At 72.1% G+C, this 19,533-nt stretch carries 15 protein-coding genes and 3 pseudogenes; 13 read left to right on the top strand and 5 right to left on the bottom strand.

The annotated features are described in order from the left end of the window. Positions 1-112 precede the first annotated feature (112 nt). Positions 113-874 carry a DUF305 domain-containing protein gene (locus tag BJF83_RS17500; RefSeq protein WP_075927134.1) on the bottom strand — a complete coding sequence of 254 codons (762 nt, stop codon included), beginning with the start codon at positions 872-874 and terminating at the stop codon, positions 113-115. 88 nt (positions 875-962) lie between these two features. On the opposite strand from BJF83_RS17500, the gene BJF83_RS17495 reads away from it, so the two are divergent. Next, the gene (locus BJF83_RS17495; protein WP_075927133.1) at positions 963-1,721 is read left to right on the top strand and encodes a DUF3105 domain-containing protein; all 759 of its coding nucleotides are present in this window, start codon (positions 963-965) and stop codon (positions 1,719-1,721) included. A gap of 143 nt (positions 1,722-1,864) precedes the next feature. Here the strand turns inward: BJF83_RS17495 and BJF83_RS17490 are convergent, their stop codons facing one another. Both BJF83_RS17490 and BJF83_RS17485 read right to left on the bottom strand, forming a co-directional pair. Further along, entirely contained in the window at positions 1,865-2,311 is a 447-nt protein-coding gene (locus tag BJF83_RS17490; RefSeq protein ID WP_262391641.1) for a DUF3515 domain-containing protein, read from the bottom strand. 36 nt (positions 2,312-2,347) lie between these two features. Further along, entirely contained in the window at positions 2,348-2,581 is a 234-nt protein-coding gene (locus BJF83_RS17485; protein WP_075927131.1) for an Lrp/AsnC family transcriptional regulator, read from the bottom strand. Positions 2,582-2,712: 131 nt separating this feature from the next. On the opposite strand from BJF83_RS17485, the pseudogene BJF83_RS17480 reads away from it, so the two are divergent. Together BJF83_RS17480 and BJF83_RS17475 are read left to right on the top strand one after the other, a co-directional pair. Then, positions 2,713-3,719: pseudogene (locus BJF83_RS17480) on the top strand (thiamine-phosphate kinase). Between the two features lie 193 nt (positions 3,720-3,912). After that, entirely contained in the window at positions 3,913-4,566 is a 654-nt protein-coding gene (locus BJF83_RS17475; protein ID WP_075927130.1) for a cellulose binding domain-containing protein, read from the top strand. Between the two features lie 108 nt (positions 4,567-4,674). On the opposite strand, the gene rpmB is transcribed toward BJF83_RS17475, so the two are convergent. Beyond that, on the bottom strand, positions 4,675-4,860 hold the full coding sequence (gene rpmB / locus BJF83_RS17470; protein WP_013151263.1) for a 50S ribosomal protein L28: 186 nt from the start codon (positions 4,858-4,860) through the stop codon (positions 4,675-4,677). Positions 4,861-5,243: 383 nt separating this feature from the next. On the opposite strand from rpmB, the pseudogene recG reads away from it, so the two are divergent. The 10 genes and pseudogenes from recG to smc all read left to right on the top strand — a co-directional run bounded on the left by recG (position 5,244) and on the right by smc (position 16,564). Then, a pseudogene (recG, locus tag BJF83_RS17465) lies at positions 5,244-7,456 on the top strand (ATP-dependent DNA helicase RecG). A 32-nt stretch (positions 7,457-7,488) separates the two neighbouring features. Then, positions 7,489-8,064, top strand: a complete 576-nt coding sequence (gene rsmD, locus BJF83_RS17460; protein ID WP_262391639.1) for a 16S rRNA (guanine(966)-N(2))-methyltransferase RsmD — start codon at positions 7,489-7,491, stop codon at positions 8,062-8,064. Between the two features lie 139 nt (positions 8,065-8,203). Then, positions 8,204-8,692 (top strand): pantetheine-phosphate adenylyltransferase, encoded by a 489-nt coding sequence (gene coaD, locus BJF83_RS17455; protein ID WP_075927128.1) that lies wholly within the window; start codon positions 8,204-8,206, stop codon positions 8,690-8,692. Between the two features lie 219 nt (positions 8,693-8,911). Then, the gene (locus tag BJF83_RS17450; RefSeq protein WP_075927127.1) at positions 8,912-9,451 is read left to right on the top strand and encodes a DUF177 domain-containing protein; all 540 of its coding nucleotides are present in this window, start codon (positions 8,912-8,914) and stop codon (positions 9,449-9,451) included. Positions 9,452-9,579: 128 nt separating this feature from the next. Beyond that, positions 9,580-9,756 carry a 50S ribosomal protein L32 gene (gene rpmF, locus BJF83_RS17445; protein ID WP_013151268.1) on the top strand — a complete coding sequence of 59 codons (177 nt, stop codon included), beginning with the start codon at positions 9,580-9,582 and terminating at the stop codon, positions 9,754-9,756. 323 nt (positions 9,757-10,079) lie between these two features. After that, positions 10,080-10,820: a ribonuclease III gene (rnc, locus tag BJF83_RS17440; RefSeq protein ID WP_075927126.1), complete on the top strand. Its 741-nt coding sequence runs from the start codon at positions 10,080-10,082 to the stop codon at positions 10,818-10,820. A gap of 1 nt (position 10,821) precedes the next feature. Continuing rightward, positions 10,822-11,676, top strand: coding sequence for a bifunctional DNA-formamidopyrimidine glycosylase/DNA-(apurinic or apyrimidinic site) lyase (gene mutM, locus BJF83_RS17435; RefSeq protein WP_075927125.1), 855 nt, complete (start codon positions 10,822-10,824; stop codon positions 11,674-11,676). Positions 11,677-11,794: 118 nt separating this feature from the next. After that, positions 11,795-12,082, top strand: a complete 288-nt coding sequence (locus BJF83_RS17430) for an acylphosphatase (protein WP_075927124.1) — start codon at positions 11,795-11,797, stop codon at positions 12,080-12,082. Between the two features lie 332 nt (positions 12,083-12,414). Further along, entirely contained in the window at positions 12,415-12,606 is a 192-nt protein-coding gene (locus BJF83_RS17425) for a hypothetical protein (RefSeq protein WP_075927123.1), read from the top strand. A 414-nt stretch (positions 12,607-13,020) separates the two neighbouring features. After that, a pseudogene (gene smc, locus BJF83_RS17415) lies at positions 13,021-16,564 on the top strand (chromosome segregation protein SMC). A gap of 277 nt (positions 16,565-16,841) precedes the next feature. Here smc and BJF83_RS17410 read toward each other — a convergent pair. Beyond that, a complete protein-coding gene (locus tag BJF83_RS17410) occupies positions 16,842-19,496 on the bottom strand; it encodes a S8 family serine peptidase (RefSeq protein WP_075927121.1) in 2,655 nt (884 codons plus the stop codon). Positions 19,497-19,533: the final 37 nt, after the last annotated feature.

The raw sequence follows: 19,533 nt of genomic DNA, 5'->3' as shown, positions 1-19,533 counted from the left end.
GTGCGACACGTGCTGTTTGGGAGCGCTCCCGCGTCTGTCGGGCAGCCGCCCCTCGGGGCGGATGGCCGCGCGGCTGCGGCAGGCGGGTGGGGCGGGCCGAGGCCGAGGGCACTCAGTCCCGCGCGCCCGTCCCGGCGACGTCGACGCCGCGGTCGGCCAGCATGGCCTCCATCGCCTCGATTTCCTTCACCTGGGCGTCGGCCATCCCCTGCGCCAGGTCGGTCACGAGCTCCTCGCGGCCGAGTTCGACCTCGACCTGGGCCATGTCGATGCCGCCCTCGTGGTGGGCGATCATCAGCTCCAGGAACATGACCTCGGCCTCGACGCCCTCGGCCGCCCGGAAGGCGTCCATCTCCTCCTCGGTGGCCAGGCCGGGCATGGTCTGCGGAACGACGCCCTCGCCTGCGCCGTGGTCGTGCTCGGAGCCCTCCATCCACGCCATGGGCGGCTCCGCGCCGCGCGAGTTCAGCCCCCACATGGTCAGCCAGCCCTGCATGATCCCGATCTGGCCCTGCTGCGTACGGGCGATGTCGACCGCGATGATCCCCAGCTCCGGGTCCGCGGTCTTGTCCATGATGATGAGCGACATGTCCACGGCCTGGGCGTGGTGGGCGCTCATGTCCCGGAGGAAGCCCGCGTCGGCGCTGTTGTCCAACGGGCTGGACGGGCGTCCCACGAGATAGCCGACCACCAGTGCGAGAGTGACGAGAATCACAGTTATTCCCAGGGGCACGGCACGACCGGCCGAACGGGGGGACCCGTCCCGGGTGGCGTCGTCCGTCTCCTCCGCGCCTGCCCGCCCGAGCGCTTCCCCGTGCGGCGCGTCGCCGGCCGCCTCGGTGGTTCCGGCGGCGGTCTCGCTTGTGTGTCCCATGGACCCATCCTGGTCGAATCGCACAGCTGTGGTGCCAAAGTAGAGGATAGATAAGTCCTATTCGACCGCATGTGTATCAGGAGGCCCGGTGGCCAAGAAGAAGACGGCGGCGGAACGGCGTCGTAGAGCCGCGGAGATGCGGGAACAACGGGTCAAACTTGAGCGGCGTCGCAAGATACTCAACATCGCGGGCGTCAGCGCCGCAGCCGCCCTGGTCCTGGGTCTGCTCGCCTTCGCGGTCTTCATGGAGATCCGCAGCCGGATCATCTCCGGTCTGGAGGAGTTCGAGGTCGGCTCCTACCAGCACGTCGACGTCGGCGAGCGGGTGGACTACGCGCAGTCGCCGCCGGTGGGCGGGGACCACTGGGCGTACTGGCAGAACTGCGGGGTCTACCCCGAGGCCGTGACCCCCGAACTCGGCGTGCACTCCCTGGAGCACGGCGCGGTGTGGATCAACTACGCACCCGATCTCGAACAGGACCAGGTCGACGCCCTGGTGGACATGTACAGCCCCGGCGACTACCTGCTCATCGCGCCCCGCGACGGCCTGGAAGCGCCGATCGTCGCCTCCAGTTGGGGCCGCCAGATCACGGCCGAGACCGCGGACGACGAGGCCCTCCAGCGATTCGTCACCCTCTACGAGCGCGGCACCGACGTCCCCGAACCCGGCGCCGCCTGCTCGGGCGCGATCTCCGCGACGGAGCCCGTGGTCGAGGAGGGCCTGGAGACGGGCGACACGAGCTTCCTCGGCGGAGATGCGCCGATGGACGACGGTTCCGGCGCCGGTGCGGACGACGCGGCCGGTGCGGACGACGCGGCCGCCTCGGACGCACCCGCCGAGGAGTAGCCGCTACTTCCTCGCCGACCCCTCCCGCCCCACCGTTCCCTCCCACCGCAAGGACCCGGGGCCGCCGACGCTGCGTCGGCGGCCCCCTTCTCATCCCTCGTCCTTGCTCCCGCGGCCCGTCCACACGCGGGCGGCGCGCGCGCTCACAGCCGGCCCTCGGGCAGAGGCGGGACGTGCTCCTCGACGAGCGCGCTCAGGGTGGTCAGCGCGGCGGCCGCAGGGCCGTGGCTCGGAGGCACGGTCAGCTCGACATAGGCGGTGTGCCCCACCGCCACGAACATGGTGGGGTCGTCGGCGGGTACCGGGAGCCAGGGCACCCCGTCGACCTCCTGGAGGGGGGCGTCGATGGTCAGGGCCGCGGGACGGGGCACTCCGCAGCGCACACCGATCGGGGGGTCGCCCCACGCCGCCGTCACGTCGGACTCGGGGGTCACGTCGGCGCGTCGGGCGCCCATGAGGGTGTCGGGGAGCGCGGCGACCAGCGCTGCACAGGTCCGCACGGTCGTCTCGTCGGTCTTGGGCGGTTCCATCCGCACGGTCCCCGCCCCGCACCCGGTCGCCAACAGGACGCCGGCGACGGCCGCTGCCACACCCGCTCTCCACACGGTCAGCACCCCACCCGTGCGTCAGAGGTTGACGATCGGGCAGGTCAGAGTGCGGGCGATCCCGTCCAGCCGCTGGATCCGGGCCACCACCAGCGCGCCCAGGGAGTCGACGTCGTCGGCCTGGGCCTGCACGATCACGTCGTAGGGTCCCGTGACGTCGTGCGCCTCGTCGACGCCCTCGATCTCCCTGATCCGTCCCGCGACCTCGGCGGCGCGCCCGACCTCGGTTTGGATCAGGATGTATGCCTGCACCATGTGAACTCCTTCGTGTGTGCCGGGTGTGAGGTAGAGCGGCCCCGGCCGAGCCGACGGTGCGGCCGATGACGAACGGGTGACGATCGTGGGTCTAGACCACCGTTCCGGAGCGTCACCGTACCCTGATCACTGTGTTGAGCACCATTGGGGGTCTTGGTGAGTTCGCTCTGATCGCACGCGTGACGAGCCAATTCCCCGCGACGCAAGATGTAATCCTCGGACCAGGCGACGACGCGGCGGTCGTCGCGGCGCCCGACGGAAGGACGGTCGCCACCACGGATGTGCTGGTCGAAGGGCGTCACTTCCGTCGGGACTGGTCGTCCGCGCGCGACGTCGGGCACCGTGCCGTGGCCCAGAACTTCGCCGACGTCGCCGCCATGGGCGCCCGCCCCACGGGGCTGCTCATCGGCTTCGCCGCCCCCTCCGACCTGCCCGTCTCCTGGGCGGAGGAGTTCGCCGCCGGGGTACGCGACGAGTGCGCTCTGGCGGGCGGCGCCGTCGTGGGCGGAGACACGGTGGCGTCCGACACACTGACCGTCGCGATCACCGCGCTCGGCGACCTCCAGGGGCGCGCTCCCGTACGCCGCGACGGAGCCCGCCCGGGCGACGTCGTGGCGTACTCCGGCCGTCTCGGGCTGTCGGCGGCCGGTCTGGCCCTCCTGGAGGCGGGGATCGACGGCCCCGCGGAGTGCCTGTCCGAGCACCGAAGGCCGAGTCCCCCCTACGCCGAGGGGCCCGTGGCGGCCAGGGCGGGGGCCACCGCCATGCTCGACGTGAGCGACGGCCTCGCCCAGGACCTCGGCCACGTCTGCCGGGCCAGCGGGGTCCGCGTCGACCTCGACCCCGAGGCGCTCCGCCCCGACCCCGCACTCCTGGAGGCGGTCCGGGTCCTGGGGGCGAGGCCGGAGGACGCCGAACGCGTCGCCCGTGAGCTGATGGTCGGCGGCGGTGAGGACCACGCCCTGGCCGCGACGTTCCCGCCCGAGGCCGACCTCCCCGAGAACTGGATCCGGATGGGCAGCGTCCTCACTGGTGGAGGGGAGGCTGAGAACCGGGCCGACCGGTCGCGCGCACACCGGTCACCGTGAACGGCCGCCCGCCGGCGCGGAGCGGCTGGGATCACTTCCGCGAAGGTTGACACAGCCGGGATTTGTCCCGTTTGGCGATCGCGCTAGGCTGTGCCAACGCGGCTCACGTCGTCCGCTGGGCGGCCCGCCCGTCCTCGTGGAGCGAAGAGCCCGGAACGTGCCAGCGCCCGGGCACGGAAGGTCCGCGACCGGCCTCCCCCCGGCGAGGGCAGGCAGAAGCGGAGCATCGTCGAGAGGCGGTTTATGGGGCGGCACGTGTCGCGGCACGACTCCCGGCGCGGTGTGCACCGCAGCGAACGGGCGGACGCCGGCGTGCTGCGACGGATCGGCGGCTACCTGGAGAGCACCGTTCCCAAGCGCGTCGAACCCCCACGGCTGCTCAACGTCCTCGTCGTGTCCGGTGTCATCCTCGGACTGCTGCTCTTCGGCTACAGCACGACCCAGATCTACCTCCAGTTCGGCGGTTCGCCGGGAGCGACGCAGGTCCCGGACGCCCAGGACGGCGCGCAGCCGAGCCACGGGGCCTCCCCCGGCGACGAGGAGGGCGGTTCCTCCGGCGAGCGCGGCGAGCAGGTGCAGTCGGGCGTGGAGCCCACCACGGTGGTCTACGAGATCGTCGAGGTCAGTACGACGGGGTTCACGGCACGGGTCACCGTCACCAACACCTCCCGCGTCACGCTGGACGCCTGGGAGTTGGCGCTGGCCTTCGGGACCGCCGAGGTCACCGAGGTCCGGGACGCCGACTGGGAGCCGTTCTCGGACGGCATCCTCGCCCGTCAGCCCGGTTCCCAGGAGGACCTGGAACCCGGTGACTCCGCGACGCTCGAACTCGACGCCATCGGCGCACCGCAGTACCCGGTGCGCTGCTCGCTCAACGGCCACGTCTGCGCCCTCTGAACGGCCGCCGCGGAGCGCCCCGGGCGGCGCCCGGCGGGTCCCCGGACACGCCGAAGGCCCCCCGACCGTTGATCGGAGGGCCTTCGCCGAATCCAGAAGGCTGGAACCCTAGCGGGTCACCTTGCCGGCCTTGATGCACGAGGTGCAGGCGTTCACGCGCTTGGGCGTGCCGCCCACGCGCGTGCGAACGGTCTGGATGTTGGGGTTCCAGCGGCGGCGGGTGCGACGGTGCGAGTGGGAAACACTGTTACCGAACCCTGGTCCCTTGCCGCAGACGTCGCAGACGGAAGCCACGGTAACTCCATTCAAGCGCTCGGGATCGCGCACGTCGCCGCACGCGAAGGGTCGACCGACCGGGAGAGGCCGGGTGGACAGGCTGGCGCGGACGCCAACCGTGGAAGAGTACACGAAGGACGTGGTCGCGGATGTCGACCGCGGACCGGTGCCCGTACCCGTCGTGGTGGAGACGGTGCGGACGAAGCCTCGCACCCCCACCTGAGCATCGCATCCGCCACGCGGGCATGGCGAAAAGGCGATGAACTCCGACGAGTATACCCCGGTCGGGAGGGGCCGGACGCCCACCCGGACCCGCCCGCCGGCCCCACACACCTCCTACGCGTCGCACGCTGCCACTACGGTGACGTTGAGCAGAGCGATCTGGCGGGGACGGGGACACTGTGAGCACCTGGGACGAACCGCTGCGCGTGGCCCTCGGCGGCTCCGCGCGGGCCTTCAAGGACAAACTGGACCTGCACACCGTCGGCGACCTGCTGCGGTACTACCCGCGCCGCTACGACCGCCGGGGTGAGCTGACCGACCTCGCCGCGCTGCGCGAGGGCGAGGACGTCACCGTGCAGGCGCGCGTGCTGGACGCCAAGCGCCGCACCGTGCCCGCGCGTCAGGGCCGCCGCCGGATGGACATGATGGAGGCCACGGTCACCGACGGTACCGGGCGCCTGCACCTGACCTTCTTCAACCGGGGCGCTACCACCAGAACTCCCTCGTGCCCGGGCGGCTGGCGCTGTTCTCCGGCCGGGTCTCCACCTACCGGGGACGCCGCCAGCTCGACCACCCCGAGTACCAGCTCATCGACGAGGACGGCAGCGAGGGCGAGCGCGCCCGTGCCTTCGCCGAGGAGCTCATCCCGATCTACCCGGCGGTCAAGGGGCTCGACTCGTCCCGGATCGCCTTGGCGATGGACCTGGCCCTGGCCCGGGCCGCGGACCTGCCCGATCCGCTCCCGGCCGAGGTACGCGAACGGCACCGCCTGACCGGCGTCCAGGACGCCCTCGAACGGATCCACCGGCCGACGGGCTGGGCGGACGTGGGCAGCGCCCGTCGCCGCCTGAAGTGGGACGAGGCCTTCGTGCTCCAGTTGGCCCTGGCCCGTCGCCGCCACCAGGCCGAGGAGCTGCCCGCCAGGCCGCGCCCCGGCGTCGAGGGCGGGATCCTCGACGCCTTCGACGCCGAACTGCCCTTCACCCTCACCGGCGGCCAGCGCGAGGTGGGCGACCGCCTCGCGGAGCGGTTGGACGCGGCCCACCCGATGCACTGCCTGCTCCAGGGGGACGTGGGAGCGGGCAAGACCCTGGTCGCGCTGCGCGCCATGCTCCGCGTGGTCGACTCCGGCGGCCAGGCCGTCCTGCTCGCCCCCACGGAGGTCCTCGCCCAACAGCACCACCGCTCGATCAGTGCCATGCTCGGACCGCTGGCCCGCGCCGGGCAGCTGGACGGGGCGCACGACGCCACCCGGGTGGCCCTGCTGACGGGTTCGATGAGCACCGCCGCGCGGCGTTCGGCCCTGCTCGACGCCGCCTCCGGCGCGGCCGGGATCGTCGTGGGCACGCACGCCCTCCTCCAGGAGCACGTGTCCTTCGCCGACCTGGGCCTGGTCGTGGTGGACGAACAGCACCGGTTCGGGGTGGAGCAGCGCGACGCCCTGCGGGAGAAGGCGGTCGACGGGCGTCCGCACGTGCTCGTGATGACCGCCACGCCGATCCCGCGCACGGTCGCCATGACCGTCTACGGCGACCTCGACGTGGTCGCGCTCACGCAGCTGCCCACCGGCCGCGCGGGGGTGTCCACGCACGTCGTCCCGGCCAGGGAGAAGCCGCACTTCCTTGACCGTGCCTGGGAGCGGATCCTGGAGGAGGCCGCCCACGGCCGCCAGGCGTTCGTGGTCTGTCCGCGCATCGGGGAGACCGATGGTGAGGCCGTCGGACGGGACGCCGAGGAGGAGGTCGGCGCCGACCCCGACGCGGACGCCCCGGGCGCCCGTCCGCCGCTGGCCGTGCTCGACGTGGCGGCACGACTGGCCGAGGGACCGCTGGCGGACCTGACGGTGGAGGCGCTGCACGGCCGGATGGCCCCCGACGACAAGGACGCGGTCATGCGCCGGTTCACGGAGGGGCGGACCGACGTCGTGGTCTCGACGACCGTCGTCGAGGTGGGCGTGGACGTGCCGAACGCCACCGTGATGGTGATCATGGACGCGGACCGTTTCGGCGTCTCGCAGCTGCACCAGCTGCGCGGACGCGTCGGCCGAGGGAAGCTGCCGGGGCTGTGTCTGCTCGTCACGGACGCGGAGGAGGACTCCCCGGCGCGGGAGCGGCTGGAGGCCGTGGCGGCGACGACCGACGGGTTCGAGCTGTCCCGGGTGGATCTGGAGGCGCGCCGGGAGGGCGACGTCCTCGGTCAGGCCCAGTCCGGCGCCCGGTCGTCCCTTCGGATGCTCACCCTGCTCAAGGACGAGGAGCTGATCGGCGAGGCGCGGGCGGAGGCCACGGCCTACATCGGCGGCGATCCGGACCTGACCGCGTACCCGCCGCTGGCCGAGGCGTTGGCGGAGCTGCTGCCCGAGGACCGCGCGGAGTACCTGGACAAGGCCTGAGGGGAGCCGGGCCGCCGTCCCGACGCCCTAACGTGGAGGGTATGACGCGCATCATCGCCGGAGCGGCGGGCGGACGGCGGATCGCCGCGCCCGACGGCCGCACCACCCGACCCACCAGCGACCGGGCGCGCGAGGCCCTGTTCTCCTCCGTCCAGTCCGACCTCGGCTCCCTGGAGGGGCTGCGGGTCATGGACCTGTACGCGGGGTCGGGGGCCATCGGCTTGGAGGCGCTGTCCCGCGGCGCCGCGCACGCGCTGCTCGTGGAGGCCGACCGGAAGGCGGCGCGGGTCGTACGGGACAACATCGGCGCGTTGGGCCTGCCCGGCGCCCGCCTGGTGGCCGACCGGGTGGAACGGGTGGTCGCCGCCCCGAGCCCGGGCGAGCCCTACGACCTGGTCGTGGCCGACCCCCCGTACGCGGTCGGCGACGAGGAGGTGGCCGCGATGCTCAGCGGCCTCGTGCGGAACGCATGGCTGGCCGAGGACGCGCTCGTGGTGGTCGAGCGCTCCAAACGCGGCGCCGAACCCGCCTGGCCGGAGGGGCTGGTACGGGAGCGCAGGCGCGGGTACGGGGAGGCGGTGCTCTGGTACGCACGGCCCCCGGCCTGATGAGACCGCGCGGCGCGCCTCCCCGGGGGCCGGACCGGCCGCGGTAGAACTCCGTTATGCGGGTGTCGCCCCGATCGGCGCCGGAGGCGACCCCTACGATCGCGGTACTCGAGAGTAACTCCTGAGAGGGGCGATCACCGTGCGCCGAGTCGTCTGCCCGGGTTCCTTCGACCCGGTGACCTTCGGACACATCGACATCATCGGACGAGCTGCCAAGCAGTACGACGAGGTCGTCGCGGCCGTGCTCAACAACGTCAACAAGCGCGGGCTGTTCACCGTCCCGGAGAAGCTGGACATGCTCAGGGAGAGCACCGCCGACCTGGAGAACGTCCGCGTCACCGACTTCGACGGGCTGCTCGTCGACTTCTGCCGGGCCAACGGCGTCGAGACGATCGTGCGCAGCCTCCGCTCGGTCAGCGACTTCGACTACGAACTCCAGATCGCGCAGATGAACTTCCAGCTCTCCGGAGTGGAGACCGTGTTCATGACCGCCAACCCGCAGTACTCGTTCCTGTCGTCCAGCCTGGTGCGCGAGATCGCCCAGCACGGCGGGGACGTGTCCAGCCTGGTGACGCCGTACGTCCAGGAGCGACTCCGGGACAAGTACGAGGAGCGCTCCCGCGGCTGACCGGCCGTCCGCCGACATCCGCCCTGGGGCGGGCTCCGGCGGCTGATTTGGGTGGTCGGGCCCATGATAGGTAGAATCTTGGTTCGACCCTGAGCGTCGCCGTACTTGGCGTGCGCGCGGGCCGGTCGCGCCGGAACGGCATCCCGCGTGCCCGGTGTCTTTCGAACCTCTCGTGAAAGCGCGATTACCCTGTCTCGTCCTGAACCTCGTGACCCGTTCGTGGTCGACACCCGTCAGCTGGGCCGCCAGCCGGGGTCGATGCGAACCGTCAACCGCATCGTGACCGTGCCGGAGGCCTTCTCCGGGGCGCTGGCGAGCGTGCCCGAGGGCAGCGAGGTCGAGTTCGATCTCCGGCTGGAGGCGGTGATGGAGGGCGTTCTCGTCACCGGCACCGTCAAAGGACAGCTCACGGCGGAGTGCTCGCGCTGCCTCGACCCGCTCTCCGACGAGATCGAGGCGGGTTTCCAGGAGCTGTACCGCTATTGCGACGACGAGTCGGCGGCGGCCGACGAGGACGCGTCCGACGAGGATGAGGACTACTATCTAGAGGGCGACCTGCTCGATCTCGGACCCGTGGTCAGGGACGCCGTCGTGCTCGCCCTCCCGCTCTCGCCGCTGTGCGAACCGGACTGCCCCGGTTTGTGCGCGGAGTGCGGCGTCCGGCTCGCCGAGGTCGGTCCCGACCACGGTCACGGCGACGCCGTCGACCCACGCTGGGAGGCTCTCCGCGCCATCGCGGAGGATCCCGGAGAACGATGAGTTCGTGAACCGGTCACGGGGCGTCCTACGGGCGCCCGTGTGACGGGACACACCCTCCCCGCCGCAGCGCGCGGGGTGACCAGATAAGCGACCTCCCGCGACCGCGGGGGTGACCCAGGAGGATTGAAGTGGCCGTCCCGAAGCGGAAGATGTCGCGGAGCAACACCCGGACCCGCCGTTCCCAGTGGAAGGCGTCGCGCCCGGTGCTGGTCAACTGCCCGCGCTGCCGTGACCCGAAGCAGCCCCACATCGCGTGCCCGACGTGCGGCACCTACAACAACCGCCAGGTCACCAACCCGGCGTAACGCACGCGTGTCAGGCCTCGGGTCCCCTACCCGACGATTCGCCTCGGGGCGGACCCGCACACCGGGTCCGCCCCGAAGTGCTGTCGGAGGAAGTCCGTAGGGTGAGTGACCCGTGCCGACGTGGGCAGTAGACAACCAGAACCGCACAAGCACCCAGCCGTGATCCGGGCTCTCCCGGGTTCCCGAGTTCGTGGTGGCCGCCGGGGGAGCGCCGCTCCCGCGACGATCACCTCGTGTTCGAGCACCTCAGCGAGCCGGGGATCCACACCCGACCGCAGGGCACGCCCTCTGCGCGGCGCGTCAGAAAAGGGAAGTGAACTCGCGTGGCAAGCCAACTCTCCGTCTCCGAGGCCAGGGCGTTCCACAAGGCGATCGGCGTCGAGGTCGATCCCAGGATTCTGCTCCGGGCCCTCACCCACCGGTCCTACGCCTATGAGAAGGGCGGGCTGCCCACGAACGAGCGCCTGGAGTTCCTCGGCGACTCCGTGCTCGGCCTGGTGGTGACCGACACCCTCTTCCGCAAGCACCCCGACCTGCCCGAGGGGCAGCTGGCCAAGCTCCGCGCCGCCGTCGTCAATATGCGCGCCCTCGCGGACGTGGCCCGCGGCCTCGGCATCGGCGCCTATATCCGCCTCGGCCGGGGCGAGGAGGGCACCGGAGGCCGCGACAAGTCCTCGATTCTCGCCGACACCCTTGAGGCGATCATCGGCGCCGTGTACCTCGACCGGGGACTGGACGTGGCCTCCGAGTTCGTGCACCGCCTCTTCGACCCGCTCATCGCGACGGCCTCGGGGTTGGGCGCCGGGCTGGACTGGAAGACGTCCCTGCAGGAGCTGACCGCGGCCGAGATGCTCGGTGTTCCCGAGTACCACGTCGACGAGAGCGGCCCCGACCACCAGAAGACCTTCCGCGCCACCGTGCGCGTGGCGGGCGAGAGCTACGGTCTCGGCGAGGGCCGCAGCAAGAAGGAGGCCGAGCAGCAGGCCGCCGAGTCCGCGTGGAAGGCGATCCGCGCGCGGGCGGACGCCGCCCAGTCCTCCTGCAACGGCCAGAACCGGAGCTGACGTGCCCGAACTCCCCGAGGTCGAGGTCGTGCGCCGCGGCCTGGCCACGCACGCGCTGGGTTGGACGGTCGGCGCCGTCGAGGTCCTGCACCCGAGGTCGGTGCGCCGCCACGTCCCCGGCGCGGCGGACTTCGCCGCACGTCTGGAGGGGCGGGTCCCCACGGCCGCCCACCGCCGCGGCAAGTACCTGTGGCTGACCCTGGACAGCGGCGAGATGCTGCTGTCCCATCTGGGCATGAGCGGACAGATGCTCGTCCAGCCAGCCGGGAAGCCGGACGAGAAGCACCTGCGGGTGCGGCTGCCGCTCTCGGACGGCCGGGAACTGCGCTTCGTCGACCAGCGCACCTTCGGCCACCTGCTGGTGGACGCCCCGGGCGAGCGGGAGGGCGTCCCCTCCTCGGTCGACCACATCGCCCTGGACCCCATGGATCCCGACTTCGCCCCGGAGTCCTTCGTCCGTGCCCTGCGCGCGCGGCGGACCGAGGTCAAGCGTGCGCTGCTCGACCAGTCCCTCGTCAGCGGCGTGGGCAACATCTACGCGGACGAGGCCCTGTGGCGGGCCCGTCTGCACTGGGCCCGCTCCACCCGGGACCTGTCCCTCCTCCAGGCGACCGAACTCCTGGGGCACGTGCACGACGTCATGAACGAGGCGCTCGCGGTGGGCGGCACGACCTTCGACGGGCTGTACGTCGACGTCAACGGGCGGAGCGGGTACTTCGAGCGCGGTCTGAACGCCTACGGGCGCCAGGACCGGCCCTGCGTCCGCTGCGGAGCGCCGATCGTCCGGGAGGCGTTCATGAACCGCTCGTCGTTCAGTTGCCCGCACTGCCAGCCGGCGCCGAGGGCCCGCCGATAGGCTGCGCTCGCGGTGGGCCTCCGCTTCGTTTCCCCCGTGATCGGGCGACATCTGGAACAGGTAGTTCGGGCGTGTCGGTGAGGAAACTGTCGCCGTGAGGTAAGGGAAGGTGCGGCCCGTGGAGGACCGTGAGGAGCCGGTGCGGCTGACCGTGTGGGTGCGCGGCCGGGTCCAGGGCGTGGGTTTTCGCTGGTGGACACGGTCTCGGGCGCTCGAACTCGGGCTGAGCGGGGCGGCCACCAACCTCGCCGACGGACGGGTCGAGGTGGTCGCGGAGGGACCGCGCGGCGACTGCGCTCGGCTTCTGGAACAGCTGAGGAGTGGCCGCACGCCCGGTCATGTGGACTTCGTGGTGGAACGTTGGTCATCGCCTGGGGGGACGTTCACCGGATTCATCGAGCGGTGAGTATGCTTGTGGCGTAACGCGATTCGGTCCGCGGTCGCGGTGACCTCACGGGGCACCGTGACGGGAGCGGTCCCACTCCGCACGTGCTTTCGTGGCGTGTGGCTCGGGGTGGGCGCGACCGCATCGTGTGACCTCACGTGCCCAGGTCGTTCCGGCCCGGCGTGTGGTCGTTACGGACTGTTGTAATCCAATCTTGACCAGCGGCGCGCGGAGTGAGACTCTGGAAGGCACATCGCGCAATCTTCCACCCGTGGCATCGGCTCCACAGTCGACGACCTCCGGGATGTCGTGTGCGCGTTTCCACTGGTCACTCAGTGTGGAGGACCCACATCATGGCGAAGGCTCTGTTTGGCCACGTCGGCGGCTCCGACCCTCGTATGGTCCAGGAGATGCGACGGCTTCAGAATCGAGTACGTGACCTTGAGGCCGAGATCAGCCGCCTCCAGGCACGTAACGACCAGCTCAGCATGGCCGTCACCGACGTCGCCGTCAGCGCGACGGATCGCGAGCCCGCGCTCGCCTGACCAGCGCCGTCGACCCACCGGGCGCACGCCCGGTCGACCGCGCGACACGTGAACCACGGACGGGACGCCGTACGCAGCACCCAAGGCGTCCCTGACGGTAGTTCCGTCAGCCGCCCCGCGGTCCGGTCGCCCCAGCGCCTCGATTCCCCAACCCTCGGCCGCAGACTTCCTTTCCTTTTCCTTGCGGCATTGTTTACCTACCCGGCGGACACCCACGCAACCCTCCGTGTTCGCCGGAACTCCCCCCAGGATCCGACCGTGGCCCACCTCATCGGGCCCGTCGGCGCGAACCGCGCCCGCCACCCCCTGCTTCGTGGCACCCTTGGATGATGCTGCGCGAGGTGTCCCACGAGGGCGTTCGCGCCATCGTCGAGGCGGCCCGCGCGGGCCCGGTGCCCGGTGTGGGAGGTGCGGGTGTACCTGAAGAACCTGACGCTGCGCGGCTTCAAGTCGTTCGCGTCGGCCACCACCCTGCGTTTCGAACCCGGGATCACCTGCGTGGTGGGCCCCAACGGATCCGGGAAGTCCAACGTCGTCGACGCCCTGTCCTGGGTGATGGGCGAGCAGGGCGCCAAGTCCCTGCGCGGCGGCAAGATGGAGGACGTGATCTTCGCGGGCACCTCCACCCGGCAGGCGCTCGGACGCGCTGAGGTCAGCCTCACCATCGACAACTCGGACGGCGCCCTGCCGATCGACTACACCGAGGTCACCATCCGCCGGACGATGTTCCGCAACGGCGGCTCCGAGTACGCGATCAACGGCGACACCTGCCGCCTCCTCGACATCCAGGACCTGCTCAGCGACTCCGGCATCGGCCGCGAGATGCACGTCATCGTCGGCCAGGGACAGCTCGACACCGTCCTGCACGCCGGCCCGGAGGAACGCCGCGCGCTCATCGAGGAGGCCGCGGGCATCCTCAAGCACCGCAAGCGCAAAGAGAAGGCGATCCGCAAGCTCAACGCGATGCAGGGCAACCTGGACCGCGTCACCGACCTCACCGCGGAGCTGCGCCGCCAGCTCAAGCCCCTGGGCCGCCAGGCCGAACTCGCCCGGCGCGCCGCCGTCATCCAGGCCGACCTGCGCGACGCCCGGCTCCGCCTCCTCGCCGACGACATCGTCACCCTCACCGACCGGCTGGCCAAGGAGGAGGCTGACGAGAAGGAGGTCCTCGAACGACGGACCGCCGCCGAGGCCGCGCTCACCCAGGCGCAGCAGCGCGAGACCGCCCTGGAGGTCCAGTCCGCCGAGGCCGCCCCGGTCCTGGCGCGAGCGTCGGAGACCTACCACGCGCTCTCCCGCCTGGCCGAACGCCTCGACGCCGTCCGCGGGCTCGCCAGTGAGCGCCACCGCAACCTGGTCGCCGTCACCGACGAGCCCGTGAGCCGCCGTGACCCCGAGGAACTGGAGACGGAGGCAGAGGAGGCCGCGGCCCAGGAGGAGGAGCTGATCACCCGCCTGGAGGAGGCACGGGAATCCTTGGAGGCCGCGGTCGAGGAGCGCACCTGCGCCGAGGACGCCTGCACCGGGAGGAGAAGCGGCTGGAGGCCGCGACCCGCGCCTCCGCCGAGCGCCGCGAGGGCATCGTGCGCCTGAGCGCGCGGGTGGAGAGCCTGCGCGGCCGGTTGGGCGAGGGCGAGGCTGAGATCGCCCGGTTGGCGGAGGCCGCCCGCCAGGCCGCCGAACGCGCGGCCGAGGCCCAGGCCGAGTACGAGATGGCCGCGCAGGAGTCCGCCGGGCTGGACGAGGGCGACGCCGAGCTCGACACCGCCCAGGAACGGGCCGCGCGGCTGTTGTCGGCGGCCGAGGCTGAGCTCAACGAACTCCGCGACGCCGAGCGCACCGCCGAGCGGGAGCGGTCCGCGCTGGCCGCCCGCAAGGAGGCGCTCGAACTCGGCCTCGCGCACAAGGACGGTGCGGGCACCCTGCTGGAGGCCGCTCCGGACGGGCTGCTCGGTAGTCTGGCGGCGCTCGTCCAGGTCGACCCCGGCCACGGGACCGCCGTCGCCGCAGCCTTCGGCCGGGCCGCGGGCGCGTGGCCGTGGCGTCCCCGGAGATCGCCGCCACCGCCGTCCGGCTGCTCCGGGACCGGGACGCGGGCCGCGCGGGCATCGTGATCGCGGGCGCGGTCCCGAGCACGCCGCGCGGGGACTGGCCCGCCCTGCCCGACGGCGCGCGCTACGCCGTCGACGCGGTGGTCGTCCCCGACAGCCTGCGCGGGTCCGTCACGGCCCTGCTCAACCGCACCGCCCTGGCCACCGACGCCGCGCACGCCCAGGACCTGGTCGCCGCCCTGCCCGGCGTGCGCGCGGTCACCCCCGACGGCGACGTCTTCGCCGCGGAGATGGTCTACGGCGGCTCGGCCGCCGCCCCCAGCCTCCTGGAGGTCCAGGCCGCCGTGGACGAGGCGGCCGAGCTCCTGGAGGATGCCACCGAGACCGCCAAGCGGGCCGCCGCGGATCTGGAGGCCAGGAAGCGCGCACGCGCGGAGTTGGCCGAGGCCGCCGACGAGCTGGCCGCACGCCGCCGCCAGAGCGACCGCAAGCGCAACGAGTCCGCCCAGCGCCTGGGCAAGCTCGCCGGTCAGGCCCGGTCGGCCGAGGCCGAGTCCGAGCGCTACGCCGCCTCGGCGGCCAAGGCGGCCGCTGCCCGGGGCGAGGACGCGGGGAGGCTGGCTCGGCTGGAGGAGGAGCTGGCCGAGGCCGAGGAGATAGCCCTCTCCATCGAGGAGGACGCTCCCGACCCCGAGACGCGCGACGCCCTCACCGCGCGGGCCTCGCGCGCCCGCGCCGCTGAGATGGAACGCCGCCTGGCGGTGCGCACCGCCGAGGAGCGCGCGCGTTCCGTCGCCGGCCGGGCCGAGGCGCTGCTCGCCCAGGCCGCCGAGGAGCGCCGGGCCGTCGAGCGCGCCGCCGAGCGCCGACGCACCCGCACCGCCCAGGCCACCATCGCCGACGCCGTCGCCGAGAGCGCCAGACTGGCCCTGGAACGGATCCGGGTGTCTGTGGCCGCCGCCGACAGTGAGCGGACCGCGGCCGAGGCGCGGAAGGAGGCCCGCGACGCGGAACTGCGGACGGTGCGGTCGCGTGTTCGGGACCTGTCGGTCGAGTTGGAGAAGCTCACCAGTTCGGCGCACAGCGGCGAGGTGGCACGGGCCGAGCGGCGCATGCGGCTGGAGCAACTGGAGACCAGGGCGGTCGAGGAGATGGGCGTGGACGTGCCCACCCTGGTCGCCGAGTACGGCCCCGGGGTCCCGGTGCCGCCGACCGTCGACGCGGGGGAGGAAGCCGAGCCCGTGCCGTACGAGCGCGAGGCGCAGGCCAAGCGGGCCCGGAGCGCGGAGCGCCAGCTCAACCAGCTCGGCAGGATCAACCCCCTCGCGCTGGAGGAGTTCGCGGCGCTGGAGGAGCGGCACGCCTTCCTCAACGCCCAGTTGGAGGACCTGAAGAAGACCCGCCGGGACCTGCTGGAGATCGTGCAGGAGGTGGACGCCCGGGTGCAGGAGGTGTTCTCCTCCGCCTACCTGGACGTGGAGCGCGAGTTCGCCGCGATCTTCGGCCGCCTGTTCCCGGGTGGTGAGGGCCGGCTCCTGCTCACCGACCCGGACGACATGCTGGCCACCGGGATCGAGGTCGAGGCGCGCCCCCCGGGGAAGAAGGTCAAGCGGCTCTCGCTGCTGTCCGGCGGCGAGCGGTCGCTGACGGCGGTGGCTTTCCTGGCCGCGATCTTCAAGGCGCGCCCGTCGCCGTTCTACGTCATGGACGAGGTCGAGGCGGCCCTGGACGACACCAACCTCCAGCGCCTGCTGGTGATCTTCGAGGAGCTGCGCTCGTCGTCCCAGCTCATCGTGATCACCCACCAAAAACGCACGATGGAGGCGGCCGACGCCCTCTACGGCGTCACGATGCAGGGAGACGGCATCTCCCAGGTGATCAGCCAGAGGCTCGACCGCCCCGCCTGACGCCCGCCCCGGACCCTCTCCGGCGCGTCCCGAAGGACGGTGCCGGAGAGTCCTCGGGCCCGTTCGCGCAACGGTCACCCCGAGGGGCCCGCCGGTCCGTGCGCCGCACGACGAGGCGGGCCGCTGGCGAGGAACGAGCGTCAGGCGTGGCCGAGGATGCGCGACCCCCGGCCTTGGAGCGACCGAACGGAGTGGGCGCCGCGCCGCAGGCGTCCCTGGGGCCCGCCGGACCGCGGAGCGGCCAGCGGGCGGGACGAGCGGACCACGACGAACACGGCTATTTCCGGTCGATGGTGATCACCGGAGACGTCCAGGTCTCCCAGTGGTCGGGGTCGTCCGCGTCGCCCAGCGCCCTGAGCGCGCGGACCTCCAGACGGTACTCGCCGTCCCGGACCTCGCGGATCCGGCTCGCGTCGCTGACCGTCCCGTCCCACGCGTAGGAGAAGAACGACGTCGACGTCGCGCTGCGCCCGACGTTGGCCACGTCGACGGCGACGTTGCGGGTCGGGTGCACCGGACGGCCCGTGCGCTCGTTGATCACCCTCATCTCCAGCTGGGAGACGTGGTGGTCGAAGTGCGCGATGACGTAGGGGTAGTCGGGCAGGCCGTCGACCCACGACATGGTGTAGGACGCTCCGTCCGGCTGGTTGACGAAGGTCCCTCCGTCCTCCGCCGCGCAGTCCAGTCCGAAGAACACCTCGCACTCGGTGATCCGCGTCAGCCAGGGCAGCTCATGGACGTCGCCGTTCCCGTCGATGATCGGGGTCATCGCCTGGATCTCCTGGTAGTCGCCCGCGTAGGCCGCGTACGGGACGCGGAGGGTCGCGCCGTCGACCTCGGTGACGGTGAGGTACCCGCCGTACACGGGCTGGGAGAGCTCGGTGGCGGGCGGGGTGATGGTCACCTCGACGTCGACCGACCCGCCCGCGTCCACGGTCACCGAGTCCGCGCTGAAGGACACCTCCGCGAAGGCGTCGTTGAACGACGGCGTGAAGGTGTTCCCGTGGGTGCCGAGCGCGGCCTCGTGGCCGAGGTCGTAGGTGGCCTCGGCGGCGCCGTCGTTGGTGATGGTGACGGTCTCGGTCACGGCCTCCCGCGTCTCGCCCGGAGCCAGCTTGCCCGGGGACACGCTCGTGGTGGCCAGCACCGCGCCCGGGATGTCCACCATGCCCGCGCCCTGGCGGTGCACGTTGTCGAGGAGGCCGAGGCTCGGGTCGCCCCACCAGGCCTGGGGATCGGCGTTGTTCTGGAGGACGGTGCGCACGTCGCCCGCAGCCAACTCGGGACGGGCCTGGAGGAGCAGTGCCACGGAGCCGGCCACGTGCGGCGAGGACATGGACGTGCCGCTGATGGTGGCGTATCCGCCCAGGGCCATGGGGTAGGTGGAGTTGATCAGACCGCCGGGGGCGCCGATGTCGGGCTTGAGGTCGAGGTCGGGGGACATGCCGTAGGAGCTGAACGAGCTGATCAGACCGCCGGTCGGGTTCGGGGTGCGCACGGTCTCCTCGGTCCAGGTCAGGGTGACCGGCTCCGAGCCCTCCAGGAGCTCCCTCAGGTGGGCGCCCGCCTCGTCGGAGACGCCGATGGAGAACGCGCCCCGGTCGGTGACCCCGCCGCCGGCGAACATGCCGGGAACGTTGTTGTGGATGACGACGCCGGTCGCGCCCGCGTCGAGCGCGGTGTCGTACTTCTCGGCGAACGTGCAGCTGCCGCGCACGATCAGCGCCGTGCGGCCCTCGGGGTCGCCTTCGAGTTCGTCGCCCAGGGACGAGCAGGCCTGGCCGATGTAGACGAGTTCGTCGGTCTCACCCTCGGTGGGCGGCGCAGCGGCGTCGGCCATCGGCATGAACGGCAGTTCCTCGCCGCCGGGGCTGGCGATGACGGACGCCGCTCTGATGTGGGTGTTGTCGTAGGAGGCCACGCCGATCACGTTCTCGCCGAGCCCGGGGGCGCCGGCCGAGTACAGGCCGGTGTCGCCCTCGTTGCCGATGGACGCGACGACCACCATGCCCTCGTCGACCAGGTTGTCGGAGGCGACCGCGGTCGGGTACCCGGGCCAGGTGTGGGAGGACCCGATGCTCATGTTGAGCACGTCCATGTCGTCGGCCAGGGCGCGCTCCATGGCGGCGATCATGATGTCGGCGGTGGTCGAACCGGCGCAGCCGAACACCTTGTAGGCGCCCAGGTCGGCCTCGGGCGCCACGCCGGTGACCTGGCCGGACGCGCCGACGATCCCGGCGACGTGTGTGCCGTGCCCGTTGCAGTCCTGGGGGTCCTCGTCCGGGACGGGGGTGATGCTGGTGGGGAAGCGGGCGTCGAAGTCGTCGCCGACGAAGTCGTATCCGGCGACCACGCGGTCGTTGGGGAAGCCCCCCGGTCCGCCGAGGTCGGGGTGGGTGTAGTCGATGCCGGTGTCCATCACGGCGACCCGCAGGCCCTCGCCGGTCAGTCCGAGTTCGTTCTGCCCGACGTCGGCTCCGGTCATGCTGAGAGCGGTTTCCAGGTCGGGCTGGGACTGGTCCGGTTCGGGGGCCTCGTAGCGCATGACCGGGTAGATGGCGTTGACGCCGGGGATCTCACGGGCGGCGCCCACCTGGGCGTCGTCCATCTCGACCGAGAAGCCGTTCCACAGTTCGCCGAAGGCGTGCCGTTCCTCGTACTGGAGGCCGTGTTCCTCGGCGTCGGCGCGGAAGGCGCGCTGTTCCTGGTCGACCGCGTCCTCGGTGTTGCCCTCGGCCTCGGGCGGCCCCTCCAGTTCGATGAACCACAGGCCGTCGGCCTGGTGGGTCATCTCGCCGTTCTCGGCGCTGGGGGCCGGGTGGAGGGGGGCGATCTCGGGTCCGTCATCGGCGCTGGCGGGGGTGGCCACGACGAGCCCCGCTATCAGGGTCAGCCCGGCGAGCGACGCCAGGTGCGAGCGGTGGGGTACCACCTTGTCAACACATCCCTTCTGCGTGCGTCACGGAACA

Source organism: Nocardiopsis sp. CNR-923 (assembly GCF_001942255.1).
Lineage (GTDB): Bacteria > Actinomycetota > Actinomycetes > Streptosporangiales > Streptosporangiaceae > Nocardiopsis.
Note: the sequence above shows the minus strand (reverse complement) of the source record. Positions and strands in the feature narration are given on the sequence as shown.